The sequence below is a fragment of the Bradyrhizobium shewense genome (genome assembly GCF_900094605.1).
Taxonomy (GTDB): Bacteria; Pseudomonadota; Alphaproteobacteria; order Rhizobiales; family Xanthobacteraceae; genus Bradyrhizobium; species Bradyrhizobium shewense.
Genome location: NZ_FMAI01000003.1, coordinates 76760 through 98912 on the forward strand (window position 1 = coordinate 76760; position 22153 = coordinate 98912).

The 22153-nt window shown below is 65.4% G+C and carries 18 protein-coding genes; 16 read left to right on the top strand and 2 right to left on the bottom strand.

Features of this window, described 5'->3' with window-relative positions; genetic code table 11:
• The first annotated feature begins 117 nt into the window (after positions 1 to 117).
• From GA0061098_RS07280 to GA0061098_RS07290, 3 genes are read left to right on the top strand one after another with little or no spacing between them, the layout of a single operon-like run.
• Positions 118 to 417: a hypothetical protein gene (locus GA0061098_RS07280; protein ID WP_091955575.1), complete on the top strand. Its 300-nt coding sequence runs from the start codon at positions 118 to 120 to the stop codon at positions 415 to 417.
• Positions 386 to 1342, top strand: a complete 957-nt coding sequence (locus GA0061098_RS07285; RefSeq protein WP_208610634.1) for a DMT family transporter — start codon at positions 386 to 388, stop codon at positions 1340 to 1342. The genes GA0061098_RS07280 and GA0061098_RS07285 overlap by 32 nt, the downstream gene beginning before the upstream one ends.
• A 59-nt stretch (positions 1343 to 1401) precedes the next feature.
• Positions 1402 to 1632: a hypothetical protein gene (locus tag GA0061098_RS07290; RefSeq protein ID WP_091955578.1), complete on the top strand. Its 231-nt coding sequence runs from the start codon at positions 1402 to 1404 to the stop codon at positions 1630 to 1632.
• 6 nt (positions 1633 to 1638) lie between these two features.
• Here the strand turns inward: GA0061098_RS07290 and GA0061098_RS07295 are convergent, their stop codons facing one another.
• Together GA0061098_RS07295 and GA0061098_RS07300 are read right to left on the bottom strand one after the other, a co-directional pair.
• Positions 1639 to 2319: a GntR family transcriptional regulator gene (locus GA0061098_RS07295; protein WP_091955581.1), complete on the bottom strand. Its 681-nt coding sequence runs from the start codon at positions 2317 to 2319 to the stop codon at positions 1639 to 1641.
• Positions 2320 to 2328: 9 nt separating this feature from the next.
• Positions 2329 to 3741, bottom strand: a complete 1413-nt coding sequence (locus GA0061098_RS07300) for an FAD-binding oxidoreductase (protein ID WP_091955584.1) — start codon at positions 3739 to 3741, stop codon at positions 2329 to 2331.
• Between the two features lie 179 nt (positions 3742 to 3920).
• Here GA0061098_RS07300 and GA0061098_RS07305 point away from each other — a divergent pair, with 179 nt between their 5' ends.
• From GA0061098_RS07305 to GA0061098_RS07365, 13 genes are all read left to right on the top strand, one after another.
• On the top strand, positions 3921 to 4805 hold the full coding sequence (locus tag GA0061098_RS07305; protein ID WP_091955587.1) for a dihydrodipicolinate synthase family protein: 885 nt from the start codon (positions 3921 to 3923) through the stop codon (positions 4803 to 4805).
• Positions 4806 to 5009: 204 nt separating this feature from the next.
• The gene (locus GA0061098_RS07310) at positions 5010 to 7334 is read left to right on the top strand and encodes a TonB-dependent siderophore receptor (protein WP_091955591.1); all 2325 of its coding nucleotides are present in this window, start codon (positions 5010 to 5012) and stop codon (positions 7332 to 7334) included.
• Between the two features lie 2 nt (positions 7335 to 7336).
• A complete protein-coding gene (locus GA0061098_RS07315; protein WP_091955593.1) occupies positions 7337 to 8515 on the top strand; it encodes a PepSY-associated TM helix domain-containing protein in 1179 nt (392 codons plus the stop codon).
• A 69-nt stretch (positions 8516 to 8584) separates the two neighbouring features.
• Positions 8585 to 9817, top strand: a complete 1233-nt coding sequence (locus GA0061098_RS07320; protein WP_091955595.1) for a rhodanese-like domain-containing protein — start codon at positions 8585 to 8587, stop codon at positions 9815 to 9817.
• Positions 9818 to 10077: 260 nt separating this feature from the next.
• Positions 10078 to 11322, top strand: a complete 1245-nt coding sequence (serA, locus tag GA0061098_RS07325) for a phosphoglycerate dehydrogenase (protein ID WP_091955596.1) — start codon at positions 10078 to 10080, stop codon at positions 11320 to 11322.
• 223 nt (positions 11323 to 11545) lie between these two features.
• Entirely contained in the window at positions 11546 to 12565 is a 1020-nt protein-coding gene (locus GA0061098_RS07330) for a patatin-like phospholipase family protein (RefSeq protein ID WP_091955598.1), read from the top strand.
• 3 nt (positions 12566 to 12568) lie between these two features.
• A complete protein-coding gene (locus GA0061098_RS07335) occupies positions 12569 to 14023 on the top strand; it encodes a GntP family permease (protein WP_091955599.1) in 1455 nt (484 codons plus the stop codon).
• Between the two features lie 94 nt (positions 14024 to 14117).
• Complete coding sequence (locus GA0061098_RS07340) at positions 14118 to 15779, top strand: tannase/feruloyl esterase family alpha/beta hydrolase (protein WP_165637210.1); 1662 nt, start codon at positions 14118 to 14120, stop codon at positions 15777 to 15779.
• 48 nt (positions 15780 to 15827) lie between these two features.
• Positions 15828 to 16292 carry a MarR family winged helix-turn-helix transcriptional regulator gene (locus GA0061098_RS07345; protein WP_091955605.1) on the top strand — a complete coding sequence of 155 codons (465 nt, stop codon included), beginning with the start codon at positions 15828 to 15830 and terminating at the stop codon, positions 16290 to 16292.
• Positions 16293 to 16304: 12 nt separating this feature from the next.
• The gene (locus tag GA0061098_RS07350; protein ID WP_091955608.1) at positions 16305 to 17075 is read left to right on the top strand and encodes an enoyl-CoA hydratase; all 771 of its coding nucleotides are present in this window, start codon (positions 16305 to 16307) and stop codon (positions 17073 to 17075) included.
• A gap of 119 nt (positions 17076 to 17194) precedes the next feature.
• Positions 17195 to 19276 carry a methyl-accepting chemotaxis protein gene (locus GA0061098_RS07355; protein ID WP_091955611.1) on the top strand — a complete coding sequence of 694 codons (2082 nt, stop codon included), beginning with the start codon at positions 17195 to 17197 and terminating at the stop codon, positions 19274 to 19276.
• A gap of 131 nt (positions 19277 to 19407) precedes the next feature.
• Positions 19408 to 20346 (top strand): dihydrodipicolinate synthase family protein, encoded by a 939-nt coding sequence (locus GA0061098_RS07360; RefSeq protein ID WP_091956014.1) that lies wholly within the window; start codon positions 19408 to 19410, stop codon positions 20344 to 20346.
• Positions 20347 to 20730: 384 nt separating this feature from the next.
• A complete protein-coding gene (locus GA0061098_RS07365; RefSeq protein ID WP_091955615.1) occupies positions 20731 to 22131 on the top strand; it encodes a selenium-binding protein SBP56-related protein in 1401 nt (466 codons plus the stop codon).
• The last annotated feature ends 22 nt before the right edge of the window (positions 22132 to 22153 follow it).

Sequence of the window (22153 nt, forward strand, 5' to 3'; positions counted from 1 at the left end):
CTGCCCTTCCTCCTCGACCCCGATTGACCCGCGTCAGCGCCATGGGGGGTGTGACGCCCTCCACATACCGGCCGGTGCCGCCGCGTCATGCTCTCCCCAGTCTTGAAGGAGAGCCCCATGTTTCTGGTCGATGCGCTGCTGATCCTGGCGATGTTGTTCTTCCTCTTTCTGCCGATCACCGATCGCCGGACGGTGCGGATGAGGCTCTGCATGCTGTGCGCGCTGCTGGCGGTGTTCTCGGTCTCGCTCAGCCGCACCCCTGTCGTGCCGGTGCTGCCCGCGAGCATTGCCGCGCCGCCCGGAATGCTGCGCGTGCCGCATATGCATGCCAGTGAGCCGTCGTCGGGGTTCTCACCGCGGCCGACATCCGATATCCGATTGATCCATGGGCAAGGAAACGGGCAAGGAAACCTCTGACGGCGGTCATGACGCGGTGGCCGGCGTATCGCCGTCCACGAATGTCTGGCTCGGCGTGATTGCGCTGGTCGGCTTCATCCTGGTGGCGACCGCGCAGGCCTCCAATCAGATTTTGGCGCGCGGACTCGCAGGCTCCGTCCCGCCCTTCACGCTCGCCTTCTTCCGCTGGAGCATCGTCGCAATCGGGCTCGCGCCGATCGCGCTCAAGGAGATTCTCGATGGCCGCGTGCCGCTGGCCGGGAACATCTGGCCGATCTTCGCCGCCGGCTTCATGGGCATGTTCCTGTGCGGCGGTCCGGTCTACGCCGCGGGCGTCTCGACGACGGCGATCCACATCGCGCTGATCATGGCGCTGTCGCCGATCACGGTGCTGCTGATCTCGGCCCTGCGCGGCCTGGAGCATGTCGGTCCGCTGCAATGGCTCGGCACGGCGCTGGCGCTCGCAGGCGCGCTGCTCATCATCGCCGGCGGCCATCCTCAGACCCTGATCGAACTTCAGACTGCGGCGGGCGACGGCCTCGTCGTGATCGCGATGCTCGGCTGGTCCGGCTACACGCTGCTGCAATCGCGCGCCGCGCCAAAGGCGTCGCTGCTTGCACGCATCAGCCTGTTCTCGGGCGCCGGCGCCCTGTTCTCGCTGCCGCTCGCGGCCATGGAGATGTGGGCGATGCCGGGGCAGGTCTTCAGCACCAAGGCGCTGTCGGCCTATGTCTTCGCCGGGATCGTTCCCGGCCTGCTCGCCTATGCCGGCTTTGCCTGGCTCGGCGGCAAGTTCGGCTCGGTGCGGACCTCGCTCGTGCTCTACCTCGGGCCGATCGCAAGCGCGCTGCTGTCTTTCGCCATCCTCGGCGAACCGCCGCAGCTGATCCATCTTTTCGGCGGTTTGCTGATTTTGGGTGGCGTCTGGGCCAGTTTGCGCCGCTAGTTCCATCCGCATGCGTCCGGGTTCACCCGCAGGAACCATCGGCCTTCGCGGACATTCTGATGAGGGGTTACCGCGAGCTCGGCTCGCGCGCACTCGCGATGTTCGCCTCTGGCGATGGGGGAGCTGTGAGTACAGTGATAGAGAACCTGCTGTTGCGAAAGCAGAAGCTCGTGGAGCAGCTCGAAAAGGCGCCATCGGTCGAGGACCGCGACAGGATCGAGCACCAGCTCGAGCAGATCAACACCGCGCTGGATTTTCTGGACAGGCCGGGACCGAGGGAAGGGCGCTAGAGGCGCTCATTCCACCTTCAGCGCGTCCACCTTCAATGCCCTGGCGTAAACCACGCCAGAATTGGTGATATGCGTGGTCATCAATTCTTCGAAGGCGGTGAACTCACCGCGCGCGAACAAATCGAGCAGCCTGCGATGCTCGTCGAACGAGGTGCGGGTCCGCACGTCGATCGGCGAGGTCAGATTGGTGCGGAGCGCGGCGACGCGGCCCGAGACCAGCTGATAGGATTCGGCGAGATAGCGATTGCCGCAATGGGTGAACAGCGCCTCGTGAAACGCGGCATCGGCGCGGCCATAGGCGATGTTGTCCTTTGCCGTGACCGCCGGCTCCATTGCCGCGATGGCCTCGCTCATTGTGGCGATTGCACCGTCACGATCGTGACCATAGGCGAGCTCGGCGGCCTTGGGTTCGAGCGCGATGCGGAAGGTGCAGAGCGCGTTGATGTCGTCCGCGCTCGGCGTGAACACAAAGCTGCCGACCTGCGGCCGGATTACCACGAGGCCTTGCGCCTGCAGCTGGCCCATCGCCTCGCGCACCGGCGTGCGGCTGACGCCGAAGGAATTGGCCACCATCTCCTCGGAGATGGCGGCGCCGAGCGCGAACTCGCCGTCGATGATAGCCTGCCGCAGCCGCTGCATCACCCGCTGCGACAGCGATTTCGGCGTATCGAGCTTGAGCGAGCGCATTTGCGTTTCTCAGACGACCTTGCCGGGATTGAGCAGATGATCGGGATCGAGCGCCGCTTTCAGCGTCCGCATCAGCGCGATCTCGGCCTCGCTCCTGGCATGGCCCAGCCACTGCTTCTTCAGCGTGCCGATGCCGTGCTCGGCCGAGATGCTGCCGCCGAGCTCGCGGACGAGACCGTAGATGATCGTATCCATCGCTTCCTTCGGCTGCTGGTCGACGGAGAGGCCGGTGACCCAGGAGACCAGATGCAGATTGCCGTCGCCGATATGGCCGTAATAGACGCTCTCGCAGCTTTTGATGCCGGAAGCCAGCGCCGCCTTGCAGCGCGTGACGAATTCGTCCATCCGCGCAACCGCAAGGCCGATGTCGTAGGAGATGTGCGGGCCCAGCACCTGGCCGAATTCGGCGCAGATGTCGCGCACCCGCCAGAAGGCCTGCGTCTGCGCCAGCGATTGCGCCACCGCGGCATCGGCCAGCAGCCCGCGTTCCATCAGCTCCTCGAGCCAGGCCTGGAAGCGCGGCGCGTCCAGGCTCTCGTCGGTGCCTTGCGCCTCGACCAGCACGTAGAGGCCGTGACCTGCGGCGACCGGCGGCTTCACGCCGGCGCGAGTCGTGATCACGTCCCAATAGTCCGGCCACATCACCTCGAACGCCGACAGCAGCGGCCCGAGCCCGCTGCGCGCCGCATCGAGCAGCGCGATCACCGCGGCGTAGTCCTTCAGTGCGCAGAGAGCGGCCATGGTCGAGCGCGGCTTCGGAAACAGTTTTAGCACCACGCGGGTGACGATGCCGAGCGTGCCTTCCGAGCCGATGAACAGATGCTTCAGATCATAGCCGGCATTGTTCTTCATCAGCTTGTTGAGGCTAGTGATGATGGTGCCGTCGGGCAGCACGACTTCGAGACCGAGCACCAGCTCGCGCGTCATGCCGTAGCGGATCACGCGGTTGCCGCCGGCATTGGTCGAGAGATTGCCGCCGATGGCGCAGGAGCCGCGCGAGCCGAGGTCGAGCGGAAAGAAGAAGCCGGCTTCGTCCGCCGCCTTCTGAATCGTTTCCAGCGGCGTGCCTGCTTTCACCGTCATCGTCGCGGAAGCGCGGTCGATCTCCTCGATGCCGCTCATGCGCTCGAGCGAGATCGCGACCCAGCCGGCTTCGGGCGATGCGCCGCGGCACAGCCCGGTCAGTCCGCCCTGCGGCACGAACGGCAGCTGCGCCTGCCGGCAGGTCGCAATCGCATCGGCCACGCCCTGCGCATCGACGGGGCGGATCACCGCGAGCGGCGTCTGCGGCAGGCTCGCGCTCCAGTCGTTGCAGTTGCGCGCCGGCACGTCGGTGCCGATCAAGACGGCGGCTGCGCCGAGCTTGTCGCGAAGTGCGCCGAGCAATTGGTCGGGCCGCTTCACCGGGGTCACCATGTTCATGCGAGACCTCCCTAAATCTGGCTGCGCCCATGCGCGCCGTGACGGGGAAAAGGATTTGCCTCTTTCTTGTATGTAAGGTACAAGATGGAAAGTAAAGCAAAAACAAGGCTCGGAAGCCCCTTGAAGTCCATTGGGAGATCAGAGGCTTGGTCCGAGATCGCAGCTTAGAGGGTAGTGAGATGACGGAGGCAATTCGCGGGTTCTGGGTGGCATCGGCGACGCCGCTGGCGGCCGACGGCAGCGTGGACTCCGCCAAGCTGGCGGCTCACTCCAAGCAGCTGTTCGGCAAGGGTGTCGACGGCGTCGTGCTGTTCGGCACCACTGGCGAGGGCACCTCGTTCAATGTCACCGAGCGCGTTGCGACCATCGAAGCCGTGCTCAAGGCCGGTGTCGCGCCGGAACGCATCGGCATCGGTGGTGGCTTCCCCGCCATCACCGACAGCATCGCACTCTCGCGCGCCGCGCTCGGTCTCGGCCTGCGCCACGTGCTGGTGCTGCCGCCTTACTTCGACCGCAGCGTCGCGCCTGAAGGCATCGAGGATGCCTTTGCCGCGATCATCGACGGCGTCGCCGACGATCGACTGCGCGCCTATCTCTATCACATCCCGCAGACGTCGGGCGTTGCGATCCCCACCGCCGTCGCCGCGAGCTTGCGCAAGCGTTACGGCAAGGTGATTGCCGGCCTGAAGGACTCCAGCGGCGACTTCAGGCAGTTTCAGGCATTCCGTGCCGCGGCTCCCGAGCTCGCCATCACCGTCGGCAATGAAGCCGATATCACCCGCGCGATCGCCGCTGGCGGTGCCGGCACCATCTGCGGCATGGCCAATGTCGTGCCTGAGCTGGTCAAGGGCATGGTCGAGGGCAAGGATGTCGAAACGCGTATGCAGGCTGCGATCGACGTCGTGCTCAAGACGCCCTCGTTCACCGCGACGTTGAAAGCGATCCTGGCGGCACAGACCGGCGATGCAGCCTGGCAGCGCGTGCGCCCGCCGCTCCGCGCCTCGTCCGACGGCTCCGCGTTCAAGCGGAAGCTCGACGAGTTGACGGCTCCTGCCATCGCCTGAGACCGCACAGTATCGTGATACGCGCCGCGAATTCGCGTGTTGCGGCCGGCACGACGGCAATTGGAGATTGCCGTTCGGTGCTGCTTCGTTCTTAGAACGATTCAACACTAGAGCGATTCAACTCCGCCTGCGGTTCTCTTCACGCGCTGCGACTGTTAGACGCGCCAGCTTCAATGCTGCGTCTGACCTGGAAGTGAATCGAACGTGCGTGCTTATCTGGATGGCCAGCGCGTCTGCGGCCATCGAACTCATGCCGGCAAGAGCCGTGCGGGTCTTCTCATCGGAGCGGCCGTGCTGCTCGCCGAATGCCCCTCCAACATGACGACCGCGCAGGCGCAATCGGCCCTGCCGCCGGTGACGGTGGAGGCGCCGGCGCAGCGGCCGAAGCCGGTGCGCGCATCGGACCAGGCGTCACGCCACACGCAGACCGCCGCGCGCCAGCGCAATCGTAACCCAGCACCCGCAGCGCCGACGCTCTCGGAGCGCGCGGCCGCGGAAGCCGCCGCGCAGCAGGCCGCCAAGCTCGGCTATCGCGCGATGCCTAGCGCGACCACGTTGCGCAGCGGCGCCTCGCCGCTCAATACGTCGCAAGCCGTCAACGTCGTGCCCGAGCAGGTGCTCAAGGACCAGCTCCCGCGCAACATCGACGATGCGCTCGTCAACGTCTCCGGCATCACGCAGACCAACACGCTTGCCGGCAGCCAGGACGCCGTGATCCGGCGCGGCTTCGGCGACAATCGCGACGGCTCGATCATGCGCAACGGCATGCCGCTGGTGCAGGGCCGCAGCCTCAATCCCGCCGTCGAGAGCGTCGAGGTGCTGAAAGGGCCGGCCTCGCTGCTCTACGGCATCATGGATCCCGGCGGCATCGTCAACACCATCAGCAAGCGTCCGGAGCTCTATCAGCACTGCTCGATCACGCTGCTCGGCTCGGCCTTCAGCGCCACCAAGACCGGCGCGGACGGCCTGCTCGACGTCACCGGTCCGATCGGCGACCAGGGCCTCGCCTATCGCTTCATCGGCTACGGCCTCAGCGAGGACTATTGGCGCAATTTCGGCCGCCACCGCGAGATGTTGGTCGCGCCGTCACTGGCCTGGTACGGCCAGGACACCACGGTCCAGCTCAACTACGAGCATCGTGAGTTCATCTACCCGTTCGATCGCGGCACGGCGTTCAACCCCGTGACCAAGGCGCCGCTCGCGGTGCCCGCCACGCGCAGGTTAGATGAGCCCTTCAACAACACGTGGGGTACGTCCGACCTGATGCAGGCCTCGGTCGAGCATCGCTTCAACCAAGACTGGAAGCTCTACGCCGGCTACAGCTACAACACCGAGACCTTCAGCGCCAACCAGCTCCGCATCACCAACATCAACTTCACGACCGGCGCCGAGACGCGCAGCAATGACGGCACGGGGAGCTCTCTCAGCAACGTCAGCCACGGAACGTCATACATTTCCGGCGGCTTCTGGCTCGGCAACATGCGCAATGACGTCGTGTTCGGCGGCGATGGTCAGTATCGTACGATCTACCGCGACGTTCTGATCCGGCAGGCAACTCCCGCGTTCAATGTCTACAATCCGGTCTACGGGCTGATCGGGCCGGGGACGACGGCGTCGAACCCCGACAGCGCCCAGACCGACAAGCTCGGCCAGTGGTCGCTGTTCTTTCAGGACACGCTGCATCTGACCGAGCGATTCGCGCTGGTCGGCGGCGTGCGCTACATGGACTACGACCAGGTCGCCGGGCGCGGAAAGCCCTTCATCACCAACACCAACGTGTCCCAGGACAAGGTGCTGCCGCTCGGTGGCGCCATTTTCAAGCTCACCGACCAGATATCGCTCTATGCGAGCTACACCGAGTCGCTGAAACCGAACTCGACCATTGCGCCGATAGGCGTCGTGATCGATTCCAGGGTCGCGCCCGAGGAAGGCGTGTCGTACGAGGCCGGTGTGAAGTTCGACTTGAACAAGCGCATCTCCGGCACGTTGGCGCTCTACGATCTCGACAAGAAGAACGTGCAGACGACGAAGACGAACAGTGCAGGAGTTGTAGAGCTCCATACCGTCGGCCGCGCACACTCGCGCGGCGTCGAGCTGGACGTCACCGGACGGCTTAGCGACAGCTGGGCCCTGATCGGCAGCTATGGTTATACCGACGCGCGCGTGACGGCCTCCGAGGACGTGACGCTGCGCGGCAGGAAGCTGCAGAACGTCGCCCTGAACACCGCATCGCTCTATCTGGTGTATGACTTCGGCACCGCATTGCCCGGTCAGCTCCGCCTCGGCGGCGGTGCGCGCTATGTCGGCGACCGTCCCGGCGATTCCACCAACACCTTTTTCTTGCCGTCCTATGTGGTCGCCGACATTTTTGCGACCTATGAGACGAGATACCAGAACACGCCGGTGATCTATCAGTTCAACGTCAAGAACCTGTTCGACACCGTCTACTATCCCTCAGCCGTCAACAATCTCAATGTCGCCATCGGCGATGCGCGACGCGTATCGCTGTCGGCCACGGTGAAATTCTAGCCATGGCAGCGCGGCTCGGACACACCATCAAGGCGGTCCTGTTCCAGGTCCATTCCATCGCGGGCCTGATCCTTGCTCTGCTGGTGTCCCTGATCGCGCTGACCGGCGCGATCATGAGTTTCGAGGACGAGATCGTCGATCATCTCAACGCCGGCATCATGCAGGTCGCGCCGCGTCAGGCGCCGGCGTTGATGCCTGATGCGCTGGTTGCGCGACTGAAGGCTTCGCAGGACCTCGGCAAGGTCGCCGCCGTCACACTGTCGAGCGATCCATCTGCGGCGGTTCATGTCCGCTTTGCGCGTGACGACCGGGGCGACCGGCCGACTTCGCTCTATGTCGATCCCTATGACGCTAGCGTGCTCGGCGCGCCGCGCGGCGAAGCGTTTTTCGCGACCGTGCGCCGACTGCATCGCTGGCTGCTCATTCCCGGCGACGGCAAAGGCTGGGGACGTCCGATCACCGGCACGGTCGCGCTCGGCCTGATCGTCATGCTGGTCTCGGGCCTCGTGCTGCGCTGGCCGCGTCGTGCAGGCAGTCTGAAGATGTGGCTGAAGCCGAATCTTGGGCTTGGTGGCCGCGCTCTGCACCGGTCGTTGCACACCGTGATCGGCACCTGGGTCCTTCCGGTCTATCTGACGATGACGCTCACCGGCCTGTATTTCTCCTTCGAATGGTACAAGGACGGCGTGACCTGGCTGCTCGCGCGTCCGCACGTCACAGCAGCGAAAATGCCCGCAAAGCTGCCGCGTGCGGCCAGCTCCGAACCGGCGCCGCCAATCGGATTCGATCGGGCCTGGGTGACGTTCCAGCGTGAGGAAGGCGATCGGTTCTCGAAGGCCTTGCTGACGCTGCCGGCGCAGGGTACGACTTTACGCATCCGGTCGTGGGGGAAAGCCTCGTTGCTGGAAACCACACGCGACGAATTCCGCATCGACGCCGTCACCGGGCAGTTGGTCTCAGCGGAGCGCTTTGCTGACAAGACGTTCGGCGAAAAGATCATCGCGGCCATCTACGACATCCATCGCGGCGAGATCCTGGGTTGGCCGGGCAAGCTCGCGTTCATGACTGCCGCGATGTTGATGCCGTTATTCGCTGTCACCGGCATCCTGCTCTATCTGTCGCGCCGCAAGCTGCGCCGTCCGGCACAGCGGCCGCTCGGGCGGCTCGTTCCCGGCGAGTGAGCCGACGAGGCTAGCCAACGCGCTTCTAATCGGTCAAAAGCTCATGGCCCTCTTCTCAAGGTCCGTGCCATGAAGCTTCCGACCGTCACCCCCGCCGATATCCGCCGCGCACTGCTGCTGCGCGAAGAAATCGCGCTGCTCGATCTCAGATACGAGGCAGGCTTTGCGACGGGGCATCCCCTGTTCGCAGCCAACATGGCCGTGGATCGGATCGAGGTCGAAGCCGAGATGAAGCTGCCGCGCAAGGACGTGACGATCGTGCTTTACGATGACGGCGAGGGGCTGGTCGCGGCCGGCGCCGAACGTCTCGCCGCGCTCGGCTACACCCATATCAGCGCGCTCGATGGCGGCCTGAAGGCCTGGCGCGCGGCGGGCTATCAGATGTTCGAAGACGTCAATTCCTATTCGAAGGCGTTCGGCGAGCTGGTCGAAGCGCGACGGCACACGCCGTCGTTCAGCGCCGACGAGGTGGCCAAACTCATCGCGGACAAGGCCAACATCGCCATCCTCGACGTCCGCCGTTTCGACGAATATGCCACCATGAATATTCCGGGCTCGGTCAGCGTGCCCGGCGCGGAGTTGGTGCTGCGGGCAGGGCAGGCCGCGCCCGACCCTGAAACCACCATCATCGTCAATTGCGCCGGCCGCACGCGCTCGATCATCGGCACCCAGTCGCTGATCAATGCCGGCGTGCCCAACAAGGTGCGGGCGCTGCGCAACGGCACCATCGGCTGGACGCTGGCGCGACACACTCTCGACCACGGCGCTGACAGGCGCGGCGCGATCGGCTCGTTCGAGAGCGGCCCGGCCAATGCGCGCGACGTCGCCTATCGCGCCGGCGTTCGCCATATCGGCGCAAGCGAGATGGCTGCACTCGTCGCGCAAACGGACCGCACGCTCTATCGCTTCGACGTGCGCGATGCCGAGGAATATGCGGCAGGTCACCTCGCGGGCTTCCGCCATTATCCCGGCGGCCAGCTGGTCCAGGAGACCGACATGGCCGCGCCCGTGCGTGGCGCTCGCATTGTCCTGAGCGACGACAGGGGTGTCCGTGCCGATATGACCGCATCTTGGCTCGCCCAGATGGGCTGGGAGGTCTATGTGCTGGAAGGGGGCTATGACGCCGCGCTCGAAATCGGCCCGCCGCGCGTGCTGCTCAAGCCCGATCCGGCCCACCGCTACCGCCGACCCTATGAAGGCACCGACGTCGCGCAAGCCGCGATGCAGGCCTATCTCGATTGGGAATATGGGCTGGTCGAGCAACTCCGCCGTGACGGCACGCACGGGTTTTATGTGATTTGACCTTGAACGGGTGGGTTATCCGTCACCCTGAGGTGGCCGCTTCTTAGCGGCCCTCGAAGGGCGACGGCCCAACTCTCTCCGCGCGGCTGCATCGGGGCCCCAGCGGTGCATTCGCACCGCAGGGCTCACGCCTCAGGATGACGGAGTGGCTGATGCGAGCATGACCATCCGCCATTTTCTCCCCGTATCCGACCCCTATTGTGCCGCGCACCGTCCGCGGTCTATGAGCTGCGACAAAGCTCATCATCTATGGAGACACCATGCCAGCCCCAGGCCAAAGCCCTGAGCGGAGTGCCAAGGCGCTGCTGCTCGAAGGCGTCAATGACAGCGCTGTCGACCTTTTCAAGGGCGCGGGCTTCACCAATGTCGAGCGGCTGACCAAAGCGCTGGACGGTGACGATCTGCGGCGTGCGCTCAAGGGCGTGTCGCTGCTCGGCATCCGCTCGCGCACCCAGATCACTGATGACGTGCTCGCGGCCGCCGACCAGCTTCTCGCGGTCGGCTGCTTCAGCGTCGGCACCAACCAGGTGGATCTCATAGCGGCGCGCAAGCGCGGCATTCCCGTCTTCAACGCGCCGTTCTCCAACACCCGTAGCGTCGCCGAGCTCGTGATCGGCGAGATCGTGATGCTGCTGCGGCGGATCTTTCCGCGCTCGGTGTCCGCGCATGACGGCGGCTGGGACAAATCGGCGACCGGCAGCCGCGAGGTGCGCGGCCGCACCCTCGGCATCGTCGGCTACGGCAATATCGGCTCGCAGCTCTCGACGCTGGCCGAAGCGATCGGCATGCGCGTGATCTATTTCGACCGCACCGACAAGCTCCGCCACGGCAACACCGAGCCGGTCGAGAGACTGGAGGAGCTGCTGGCAGAGAGCGACGTCGTCAGCCTGCACGTTCCGGAGACGCCGGAGACCGCGGGCATGATCGGCGAGAAGGAGCTGCGGGCGATGAAGCCTGGCTCGTTCCTGATCAACAACAGCCGCGGCACCGTGGTCGATCTCGATGCGCTCGCGCACTCTTTGCGCGACGGTCATCTCGCCGGCGCGGCCGTCGATGTGTTTCCGGTCGAGCCGTCGTCGAATTCCGATCGCTTCAAGAGCCCCATACAGGGCCTCGAGAACGTCATCCTCACCCCGCATATCGGCGGCTCGACCGAGGAGGCGCAGGAGCGCATCGGCGGCGAAGTCGCGCGCAAGCTGGTCGATTATTTCATCACGGGCTCGACCATGGGCGCGGTGAATTTCCCCGAGGTGCAGCTGCATCTGCGTCCCTCCGGCGCGCGCTTCAGCCACGTCCATCGCAACGTGCCTGGCATGCTGCGCCGGCTCAACGAGGTCTTCCTCCAGCGCGACATCAACATCGCCGCGCAATACCTGGAGACCGCCGGCGATCTCGGTTACGTCGTGCTCGATGCCGATCTCGGCGGGCAGGATTCCGCGGCGCTGCTCCAGCAGATCCGCAGCCTGGATGGCACGGTCGGCGCCCGGCTGGTGTTCGAGCACTAAAGCATGATCCGGAGAAGCGCGCAGCGGTTTTCCGAAAAAATCATGCTTAAACAACGACCTAAAGCGCGATGACGATTCATCCTCATCGCATCGCGCTCTAGACGGCGAGGGGCCCACGTTCCGGTTGCATTCCTTCGCCAAGGCTCTCTACACTACGCCATCGACTTCGACGCGCACGTGACAAATCGCGTCGGATTTGTGCTTCAGTTGCGGGAGTGCCGCGATGGAACCGGACACCGTACTGATTGATCTCGCGCTTCAAGGCGGCGGTTCGCATGGCGCCTTCACCTGGGGCGTGCTCGATCGCCTGCTGGAAGAGAAGCGGCTTACGATCGCCGCGATCTCCGGGACGTCCGCGGGCGCGATGAACGCGGCGGTGCTGGCGGATGGGTGGACGGCCGGTGGCGCCGAGGGTGCGCGTGACGCGCTCGAACAATACTGGCGCCGCGTTTCGAAGGCGGCGGCCTTCAGCCCGCTCCAGCGCTCGCCGCTCGACCGGCTGATGGGGCGCTGGACGCTCGATACGTCGCCGGCCTACATCCTGACCGACCTGATGTCGAGGGTGCTCTCCCCCTACGACCTCAATCCGACCGGCTACAATCCGCTGCATGCGGTGCTGGCTGAGAGCATCGATTTCGAGCGCCTCGCGCGCTCGCCGATCAAGCTGTTCATCACTGCGACGCGGGTGCGCACCGGGCGAGGACGCATCTTCCGCAACGCGGAGATCACGGCTGACGTGTTGCTCGCGTCGGCCTGCCTGCCAACCATGTTCCGCGCGATCGAGATCGACGGCGAACCGTATTGGGATGGCGGCTATGCCGGCAACCCGACTATCACACCGCTCATTCGCGAAAGCGACGCGCACGACACCATCCTGGTGCAGATCAATCCGACTGAAAAGCCGGAAGAGCCGCGGACGGCTGCGGAGATACTCAATCGGTTGAACGAGATTTCGTTCAACTCGCCGCTGATGAAGGAGTTGCGTATGATCGCGTTGCTGCGTCAGGCGGCCGACCCGGGAAGCGGCGAGGGCGCGCGCTGGGCGAAGATGCGGACCCACCGCGTCAAGAGCGACATGCTCGCGAAGTTCGGCGCCTCGTCCAAGCTCAACGCCGAATGGGAGTTCGTCTCGATGCTGCACGGCGAAGGACGTCGGGCGGCCGAAACGTTCCTCGACGAGCACGGCCCGGATATCGGTCGGCGCTCGACCGCCGATCTCGACATCCTGCTGTCGGAGTGCTGAGACGTGGGGCTTCTCGGCATTCTCGTCGGGCTCGGCCTTCTCGTCCTATTCGCCTTTCGCGGCTGGAGCGTTCTCCTGCTCGCGCCGTTCGCCGCGCTCGTCGCGGCGCTGTTCGGCGGCGAGCCGCTGCTTGCGAACCTGACGCAAATCTTCATGGTGAATGCTGCTGCATTCCTGGCGCAGTTCTTCCCGATCTTTCTGCTTGGCGCCGTATTCGGGAAACTGATGGACGACAGCGGGGCGGTCGCGTCGGTTGCCACCTTCATGGCGAGACGTCTCGGCGAGCGCCGCGTGATCCTGGCGGTCGTGCTCGCCGGTGCGATGGTCACCTATGGCGGCGTCAGCCTGTTCGTCGCGTTCTTCGTGATCGTCCCTATGGCCCGCTCGCTGTTTCGTGCCGCCGCGATTCCGCGGCGATTGATTCCGGCCGCGATCGTGCTGGGCACGTCGACCTTCACGATGTCGGCCTTGCCGGGCACGCCATCGATCCAGAACGCGATCCCGATGCCGTTCTTCGGCACGACGCCGTTTGCCGCGCCCGGACTCGGCATCATCGCCTCCCTCATCATGGTTGGCGCGGGATTGTGGTGGTTGCGCCGCGCCGAAGCCGCGGCTCGCCGTGCGGGGGAAGGCTATGGCGAGGACATGGAGGGTGCAGCCGAACGTGCCGTCGATGACGAACTGGTCCGCGAATACGCGACCACCGCACGAGAATTCGATCCGGCCGAGATCCGGCATGGACGGCGCGGTGAAATGTCTGCTCCGGTGGTGAGTGCCATCCTGCCGCTGGCCGTCGTCGTGGCTGTCAATCTCGTGATGTCGCTCCTCGTGTTGCCGCGGCTCGATGTCTCGTATCTGAGCGAGCAGCGCTTCGGCGGTACATCGTTGGCGGCGGTCGCTGGTGTGTGGTCGGTCAGCACCGCGCTGGGTGCTGCCATCGTCACGACCATCTTTCTCAATTGGGCCCGGCTTCCGTCACTGCGGCAGACCATGGACGCCGGTGCCAATGCATCGGTTCTGCCGGCGCTCAGCGTCGCCAGCCTCGTCGGATTCGGCGCGGTCATCGCGGCGCTGCCGGCTTTCGAAACGGTGCGCGACTGGGTGCTTGCGATCGAAGGTGGCCCGTTGGTCTCGCTCGCGGTTGCGACCAATATTCTGGCCGCGCTGACCGGCTCGGCATCCGGCGGCTTGACGATCGCGCTCGACGCGCTCGGCCAGACCTATGTCGAGATTGCCGCGCGCAACGGCATCGACCTTGCGCTGATGCATCGCGTCGCGGTGATCGGTTCGGGGACGCTGGACATCCTGCCGCACAACGGTGCGGTGGTCAGCCTGCTCGCGATCTGCGGCCTGACCCATCGCGACAGCTATCTCGACATTGTGATGGTGGGCATCGTGACGTCGCTATTGGCGCTGGTGGCCGTGATCGCCTTGGGGAGCGCGCTCGGATCATTCTGATGGCGGCTCGGCGTGAGCGATTGACGGGAGGACGAAGGTTGCATTGAATGCGGCCAGCCGTCGACGCAACAAACGAGAAAGCCGGGTGGAAACGATGACGCGAAAGAAAGCGAAGCTGTGTGCGTTGCTTGTAAGTTCGACGGCAATACTGGGGACGGGCACGGCGTCGGCGGCAACGCTGGCAGAAGACGCCGGTGCGGTCTGCAAGGGTCTCGTTGGTGGCGCCGCCGCCGCGAAGATCGACTCCGCAGCCTTGCAGACGCCCTCGCCGATCGCCGTCGCCGAACGCGGGCCGACGCCGTCAGGGCGCATCACGCCAGCCAATCCAGCGTTCTGCAAGGTGCTCGGCCATATCGATCCTGTCGATCCCAAGGCGCCGCCGATCAAGTTTCAGGTCAACCTTCCCGTCGAATGGAACGGCCGCTCGCTGCAATATGGCGGCGGCGGTTTCAACGGCGTGCTGATCACCGGCCTTGCGCTGCCGCCGGCCTATCCCTTCGACAAGCCGTCGCCACTGGCGCGCGGCTTTGTTACCTACGGCACCGATTCGGGCCACGAGACCAGGCAAGGCGAGCCGCCGCAGGTGTTTGCGCTGAACGATGAAGCCTTCGAGAATTTTGCTCACCGCGCCTACAAGAAGGTGCGCGACGTGGCCGTTGGGCTGATGGAGCGCGCCTACGGCAAGAAGCCGGACAAGATGTATTTCATGGGTTCGTCCGAGGGCGGCCGTGAAGGCCTGACCATGGCGCAGCGCTACCCCGAGGATTTCGACGGCATCTTCGCACGCGTGCCCGTGATCAACTGGGTCGGCCTGCAGCATGCCGGCACGCGTTCGGGGCTCGTCACCATGGGTGCGGGCTGGATCAATCCGGCGCAGGTCAAGCTCGTCGGCGATGCCGTGCGGGCGGCCTGTGACAAGGCCGACGGCTCCGACGACGCGCTGGTGCAGGACCCCGTCGCCTGCAAGGCGGCATTCAAGGTCGAGACGCTGCGCTGCGCGGCTGGCCAGAGCGGTGATCAGTGCCTGACCGATGCGCAGATCAAGGCGATCGATACCTTGCACGGGACCTACAAATTCCCGTTCGCGCTCGCCAACGGTCTCGACGACTATCCCGGCTGGGGCGTGTCGGGTGAGGATACGCCGGCGATCGGCCCGACCGGCGGCTGGGTGGCGTGGTGGCTCGGCACCGCGCCGCCGGCGCAGCCGCCTGCGCCGAACAACGGCATCGCCTGGATCTACGGCGCCGGCGGCATTCAATATGTCTTTGCGCGCGATCCCAAGCTCGATGTCACCACCTACAAGGTGGAGGAGCACAAGGCGCGGTTGCTCGAGGTTTCGAAGCTGATGGATTCGACCGATCCCGATCTCAGCCGCTTCCGCGCCCGCGGCGGCCGTCTGATCATGCTCGAGCACATGGCCGACTACGCGCAGAGCCCCTATGCCGGCATCCGCTATTTCGAGAGCGTCGAGCGCAAGCTCGGCAAGGCCGAGACGGCGGAGTTCGCGCGGCTCTACACCGCACCCGGCGTCGATCATGTCGGCTCCGGCGCACCGGCCAATGTCGATATGCTGAGCGTGCTGGTCGACTGGGTCGAGAAAGGCAAGGCGCCCGGCGATCTCGAAGTCAGCGAGCCGAAGGTCGAGGCGCCCTCATTCGCGACGCTGCGCGCGCTGCCGCTGTGTCGCTGGCCGGCCTGGCCGCACTACAAGACGGGTGCGGTGACGGAGGCTTCCAGCTTCACCTGCGCGCCGTAACGAGGTGGCCCGTTTGACAACAAGCTTGCGTCCGGCTATCTATTTCGCATGCGAAACAAATCGGCCGACGCGCGGCATCATCGGCTGATCTACCTGCTGAGCGTCGCGCAGCGCCGCTTGCAGCGCTGGATGGCGGCGCGGCCGGAGAACGAGGTGACGCCGGCGCAGGCTGGGCTGTTGTTCATCCTCGGCAGGCAGGACGGCGTCCTGATGGGCGAGGCGGGCGCTGCGCTCGATCTGGGGCCGGCCGGCATTTCCGGCCTCGTCGATCGCACGCAGGCGGCGAAGTTGATCGAGCGGCGGGCCGATCGCGAGGACGGCCGCGCCTGGCGCATCTGGCTGACGCCGAAGGGGCGGACCGCGCTGGCGCAAGCAAAGGCAGGCGCGGCAGAGGTCAACGCCGCGCTGACGGACGGATTCACGGCTGCGGAGATCGACATCGTCGCGCGCTGGCTGACGAGCATTCAGGACAAGTTTCCAAGATCTTCAGAAACAAGACATTCAGACGAATAAAAGGAGAGACCGATGGCCGAGCACGTCCGGATCGAGAACAATGGCGGAATCCTCACCCTCACGCTGGCGCGTCCCGACAAGAAGAACGCGCTGACCGATGCGATGTACGGCAAGCTCGCGGACGCAATCGAATCGGCCGAGTTCGATCCGTCCGCCCGCGTAATCCTGATCCGCGGCGAGGGCGACATGTTCACCGCCGGCAACGACGTCGGCGAATTCGCCGCGGTCGCAGCCGGCAAGTCCGAAGGCAGCCGTAACGTCGTGCGCTTCATCCAGTCGCTGGCCCGCTGCACCCGGCCGCTGGTCGCCGCCGTGCAGGGCCGCGCCGTCGGCGTCGGCACCACGATGCTGCTGCATTGCGACCTCGTCGTGCTCGCCGACAACGCGCAATTGTCGACGCCCTTCGTCAGCCTCGCATTGGTGCCGGAGGCCGCATCGAGCCTGCTGATGCCGGCGCGTATCGGCCATGCCCGTGCCTACGAGATGTTCGCGCTGGGCGAGACCGTGCCGGCGAAGGCCGCGCTGGAATGGGGCCTCGCCAACCGCGTGGTGCCGCTCGACAAGCTCGATGCCGAGGCGCTTGCGCTGGCGCAGCGTCTTGCCCGCCAGCCGGCCGGCGCGCTTACCGCCACCAAGAAGCTGATGCGCAACGGCGAAGCACTGGTCGCGCAGATGCAGGCCGAAGGCGAGCAGTTCGCGCAGCGCCTGCGCACCGCCGAGGCGCGCGAGGCGTTTACGGCTTTTGCCGAGCGCCGTCCGCCCGATTTCACCAAGGTCGCGTGAGGGACGCAGCCTGCAGGAGGCGCGGCGGGCACAACCGCAGGTATTTGATTAAAGTCTTAACCAAACCTTGGCATGTCGCGATGCAAGGTGGCCGCTCGTGAAGAGTAGGCCCCCGACCCATGGCAATGTTTAAGAAATCGGTAAGCTCGCTTCTCCTGACGCTGATGGCCCTCCTTGCTGCCGGCGCGCTGGCCTCGACGGCGTTCCAGATGGCGGGGGCTTTTGGCCGCTACAGCGAGAGTCTCGAGACGGAACGTCTCGCGAATGCCGACAAGGCGATCTTCCACGGCGTGCTCGCGCTGCGTAACAATCGGGGCGATGCCCAGAGCGCGCTGCTTGGCGAGGACGATCCGCGCGCCAAGCTCGGTGCCGCCGAGAAGGCCGAGCAGGCCGGCTATGATTCCATCGTCGCAGCGCTCTCGACCGTCGACTTCGCCCGCCGCGACGAGCTCGCAAGCACGCTGAAGCAGCGCTGGAGCGAGGCCGCCCCGAAATTCCAGCTGTTCTACGACGAGGCCAAGCATCCGCGTGCCGAGCGCAAGATGGAGCGCACCGCACCGTGGTACGATGCCGTCACCAAGGTGATCGATACCGCCAACCTGGCGTCCACCGCGGTGTCGAACCGTGCCTGGATGAACGACCCCTTCATCGCACGCATGATCCAGGCCCGCCGCCTTGCCTGGCAGGTGCGCGACCGTTACGGCATCCAGTGCTCGACGCTGCGCCCGAACGTCAATGCCAGCAAGCCGCTCGACGAGACCCAGAAGCAGACCGTGGCGAGCTGGAACGGCATCGTTACCGCCGGCTGGACCGGGATGGACGAGCTGCTGGCTGCGCCCGACGTGACGGCCGACCTCGTCAATGCGGCGAAGGAGGCGCGGGCCAAGACCGACGGCGTGCTCAAGCAGATCGGCGATCTCACCCGGAATTTCGACGGCAGCGGCAAGCCGGCGATGCCCCCCGCGGAATGGAACGCGCTGTGCCAGTCGCCCTTTGCGCCCATCGTCGCAGTCGCCAACAAGGCCCTCGACCAGTCGATCGCGCGTGCAGAGATGGTTCAGGCGAAAGCCCTTACCAACCTCATCGTACAGTCGCTCGCCTTCCTGCTCGCGCTCGCGGTGACCATGGCCGGCGTATACGTGGTGCGCAATCGCCTGATGCGCCCGGTGCGCGCCATTCTCGACGCCATCGCCCGCATCAGCGCGCGCGACTACGCGACGCCGGTGCCGCAATCCCGGCATCCCGACGAATTCGGCACCATGGCCGCGGCGCTCGAAAGCCTGCGCGAGAGCGCGGCGACCGCCGAGCGCCTGGGCCGGGAGCGCGAATCGCAGCAGGCCTTGCAGCTGGCCCGCTCCGGTACCGTCGACGAGGCGTGCCGCAGTTTCGACGATACTGTGCAGGCGGTGATCCACAGCGTTGTCGCCTCGACGCGGGAGCTCGATGACACCGCAACCGGCGTGCGCTCGCTGGTGTCGGAATCGAGCAGCCAGACCGCGGCGGTCTCCTCCGCCGCCGAGCAGGCCACCAACAATCTCGAGACCATCGCGGCGGCGACCGAGGAGCTCTCCGCATCGGTCGGCGAGATCTCCGCGCAGGTGCAGTCGAGCGCCCGCGAGGCCCGCGAAGCCGTGTCGCAGGCCGAGCAGACCAACGCGACGGTCGAGATCCTCGACCAGACCGCAAGCCGCATCGGCGAAGTCGTGAAGATGATCAACGCCATCGCCGGCCAAACCAACCTTCTGGCATTGAATGCCACCATCGAAGCCGCGCGCGCCGGTGAAGCGGGCCGGGGCTTTGCCGTGGTCGCGGGCGAGGTCAAGAACCTCGCCGCACAGACGGCGACAGCGACGGAAGAGATCTCGCGTCAGGTCGAGGAGATCCAGGGCGCCACCGGCCAGGCCGTGACCGCCATCCGCGCCATCGGCGGCGCCATCAGCGGCATCGACGAGAAGATGACGGCGATTGCCGCCGCCGTCGAGCAGCAGCGCGCGGCCACCACCGAGATCTCGCGCAACTTCCAGCAGGCTGCGCAAGGTACCCGAGAGGTCACCGACACCATCGGCAGCGTCGCCAGGCTCAATCAGGAGACCGGCAACGCCGGCACGGTGTTGTCGGAATCCGTCAAGAAGATGTCGGTCGACGCCGACCGCCTCCGCGTCGCGGTCGAGGGCTTTTTGGGCGCGGTCAAGACCGCGTAGTTTCGCCTCATTCTTCCAACCTGACGTCGTGCGTTCGGCATTGCCGCCGGTCCGCGCGGCGGCTACATCTGTGCCGCCTCGCTCCGTGGGCGCGGCGCCAGCCGTAAGACATATCAGGGATGGAGAGTTCGATGCCGGTCACCCCACACAAGGCCCAGCGCCCCTTTCGCGGCGTGTTCCCGGTCGCGCCCACCATCTTCGACGAGCGCGGCGAGCTCGACCTCGAGGGACAGCGCCGCTGCATCGATTTCATGATCGATGCCGGCTCGAACGGCCTCTGCATCCTCGCCAATTTCTCCGAGCAGTTCGTGCTCACCGATGCCGAGCGCGAGACCGTGATGCATGCGGTGCTGGAGCACGTCGCGGGCCGGGTTCCCGTGATCGTGACCACCACGCATTTCAGCTCTGCCGTCTGCGCCGCACGCAGCAAGCAGGCCGAAGCCGCCGGCGCCGCGATGGTGATGGTGATGCCGCCCTATCACGGCGCGACCTTCCGCGTCCCTGAGAAAGGCATCGTCGAATTCTTCAAGGTGCTCTCGGGCGCCATCACCATTCCGATCATGATCCAGGACGCGCCGGTCGCGGGCACGCCGCTGTCGGTCGAGCTGCTGGCGCGGCTGGCGCGCGACTTCGCCAACATCCGCTATTTCAAGATCGAGGTGCCGGGCGCGGCGTCAAAGCTCCGCAGCCTGATCGAGGCGGGCGGCAAGGACATCGAAGGCCCCTGGGACGGCGAGGAGGCGATCACGCTGCTCGCCGATCTCGACGCCGGCGCCACCGGCGCGATGACCGGCGGCGGCTATCCCGACGGCATCCGCCAGATCGTCGATCCCTATTTCGCCGGGAAGCGCGAGGAAGCGAAGGCCGCCTACGAGCGCTGGCTGCCGCTGATCAATTACGAGAACCGCCAATGCGGCCTGATCGCCTGCAAGGCGATGATGCAGGCCGGCGGCGTGATCAAGTCGGAGGCGGTGCGCCATCCGCTCCAGCCGCTGCATCCGGCAACGCGCGCGGGCCTGCTGGAACTCGCCAAGGAACGCGACGCGCTGGCGCTGCGGTGGGGGAAGTAACGGTAGCAAACACTCAGTGTCGTCCCGGACAAGCGCGCCTCAAGCGCGCGTAGATCCGGGACCCATAGCCACAGAGAGAAGTTTGGCGAAGACTCGGAGTTGGCAGCTCGCTTGATAACCACTCCCTGGGATTATGGGTCCCCGCGTTCGCGGGGACGACATCGAGTGTGAGGCCCGCCCTCCAACCTCACTCGCCAGCTTCCCAGTTGGCTGACGGCGTCGAATTAGCGCGATTCGGGCCGTTTCCGGCAGCCCGGCGATGAAGTAGTATACGTTCGCCAATCGGGCCCCGCGGAGCATCTCAAGACATCGCGTAACACCTCTTCATAATGCCGTTATCCCGAGCCAGGTTGGCGCGAACCGACAGAACAGGGAGGCAGTGCCATGACGATGAGGCCGGACCCCACCTTTCACGCATCGCCCAGGCTTGCGATGGAAGCACCTGCGGAGAACTTTGCCTACACGTTGCTGCTCAGTCCGGATTTCTCGAAGCCGGATGCTCTCGCGGTCATCGACGTCAAGCCGGGATCGCCGACCTACAGCCAGATCGTCCACACCGTGACGATGCCCAACAAGGGCGACGAATTTCATCACTTCGGCTGGAATGCCTGCTCCTCCGCTCTGTCGCCGCTCGCCGGACATGCCTTCATCGAGCGGCGCTATCTCATCATCCCCGGAATCCGTTCGTCGCGGATCTACATCATCGATACCAAGCCAGATCCGACCAAAGCCAAGATCCACAGGATCATCGAGCCCGAGGAAATCTTCAAGAAGACCGGCTACTCGCGGCCGCATACCATCCATTGCGGGCCGGACGGCATTTACGTGAGCACGCTCGGCGGCGGCGGCAAGGACGGCACCAACGGACCTCCAGGCGTCTTCATCATGGATTGCGAGACGTTCGAGGTCCTCGGACGATGGGAGATCGACCGTGGCCCGCAGACGCTGCATTATGACTTCTGGTGGAATCTGCCGCGCGATTACATGGTGACGAGCGAATGGGCGTTGCCGCCGCAGTTCGAGAACGGGATCGTCCCGGAAGATCTGCTGTCGAATAAATACGGCCATCGTCTTCACTTCTGGGATCTCCGCGCCCGGCGCAATGTGCAGACCATCGACCTTGGTGCCAATCATCAGATGGCGCTGGAGGTGCGGCCTGCGCACGATCCGGTTCGCGAATACGGTTTCGTGGGCGTTGTGGTCGACACCACCAATCTCGAAGCATCGATCTGGACCTGGTGGCGCGAAGGCGGGAAATTCCATGCCGAGAAGACGGCAACGATCCCGCCCGAACCCGCGCCAAAGGAGAAACTCCCGCCGCTGCTGCAGGGATTTGGCGCCGTGCCACCGCTGGTGACCGACATCGACCTGTCGATGGATGACCGGTTTCTCTACGTCTCGTGCTGGGGCACCGGTGAAATGCGCCAGTACGACGTCAGCGATCCCAGAAAGCCGAAGCTTGCTGGCTCGGTCCACATCGGCGGCATCGCACGCCGTACAGCGCATCCGAATGGCAAGTCCTTTGCGGCAGGCCCGCAAATGGTCGAGATCAGCCGCGACGGCAGGCGCGTGTACTGGACCAATTCGCTCTATTCCACCTGGGACGACCAGTTCTATCCCGATGGGGTTCCGGGTGTGGAAGTCATGGCCAATGTCGGTCGCAACGGCGGCCTCGAGCTCGACAAGGACTATTTCGTGAGCTTCCCGGACGGCTATCGTGCGCACCAGATCAGGCTGGAGGGCGGCGATTGTTCGACGGACTCCTTTTGCTACCCGTCGGTCTAGATTGGGGGCACGCGAGCCCGGC

Coding starts and splice junctions, on each gene's coding strand:
- GA0061098_RS07280 (WP_091955575.1), top strand. CDS start 118: ATGTTTCTGGTCGATGCGCTGCTGATCCTGGCGATGTTGTTCTTCCTC.
- GA0061098_RS07285 (WP_208610634.1), top strand. CDS start 386: ATGGGCAAGGAAACGGGCAAGGAAACCTCTGACGGCGGTCATGACGCG.
- GA0061098_RS07290 (WP_091955578.1), top strand. CDS start 1,402: ATGAGGGGTTACCGCGAGCTCGGCTCGCGCGCACTCGCGATGTTCGCC.
- GA0061098_RS07295 (WP_091955581.1), bottom strand. CDS start 2,319: ATGCGCTCGCTCAAGCTCGATACGCCGAAATCGCTGTCGCAGCGGGTG.
- GA0061098_RS07300 (WP_091955584.1), bottom strand. CDS start 3,741: ATGAACATGGTGACCCCGGTGAAGCGGCCCGACCAATTGCTCGGCGCA.
- GA0061098_RS07305 (WP_091955587.1), top strand. CDS start 3,921: ATGACGGAGGCAATTCGCGGGTTCTGGGTGGCATCGGCGACGCCGCTG.
- GA0061098_RS07315 (WP_091955593.1), top strand. CDS start 7,337: ATGGCAGCGCGGCTCGGACACACCATCAAGGCGGTCCTGTTCCAGGTC.
- GA0061098_RS07320 (WP_091955595.1), top strand. CDS start 8,585: ATGAAGCTTCCGACCGTCACCCCCGCCGATATCCGCCGCGCACTGCTG.
- serA (WP_091955596.1), top strand. CDS start 10,078: ATGCCAGCCCCAGGCCAAAGCCCTGAGCGGAGTGCCAAGGCGCTGCTG.
- GA0061098_RS07330 (WP_091955598.1), top strand. CDS start 11,546: ATGGAACCGGACACCGTACTGATTGATCTCGCGCTTCAAGGCGGCGGT.
- GA0061098_RS07340 (WP_165637210.1), top strand. CDS start 14,118: ATGACGCGAAAGAAAGCGAAGCTGTGTGCGTTGCTTGTAAGTTCGACG.
- GA0061098_RS07345 (WP_091955605.1), top strand. CDS start 15,828: ATGCGAAACAAATCGGCCGACGCGCGGCATCATCGGCTGATCTACCTG.
- GA0061098_RS07350 (WP_091955608.1), top strand. CDS start 16,305: ATGGCCGAGCACGTCCGGATCGAGAACAATGGCGGAATCCTCACCCTC.
- GA0061098_RS07355 (WP_091955611.1), top strand. CDS start 17,195: ATGGCAATGTTTAAGAAATCGGTAAGCTCGCTTCTCCTGACGCTGATG.
- GA0061098_RS07360 (WP_091956014.1), top strand. CDS start 19,408: ATGCCGGTCACCCCACACAAGGCCCAGCGCCCCTTTCGCGGCGTGTTC.
- GA0061098_RS07365 (WP_091955615.1), top strand. CDS start 20,731: ATGACGATGAGGCCGGACCCCACCTTTCACGCATCGCCCAGGCTTGCG.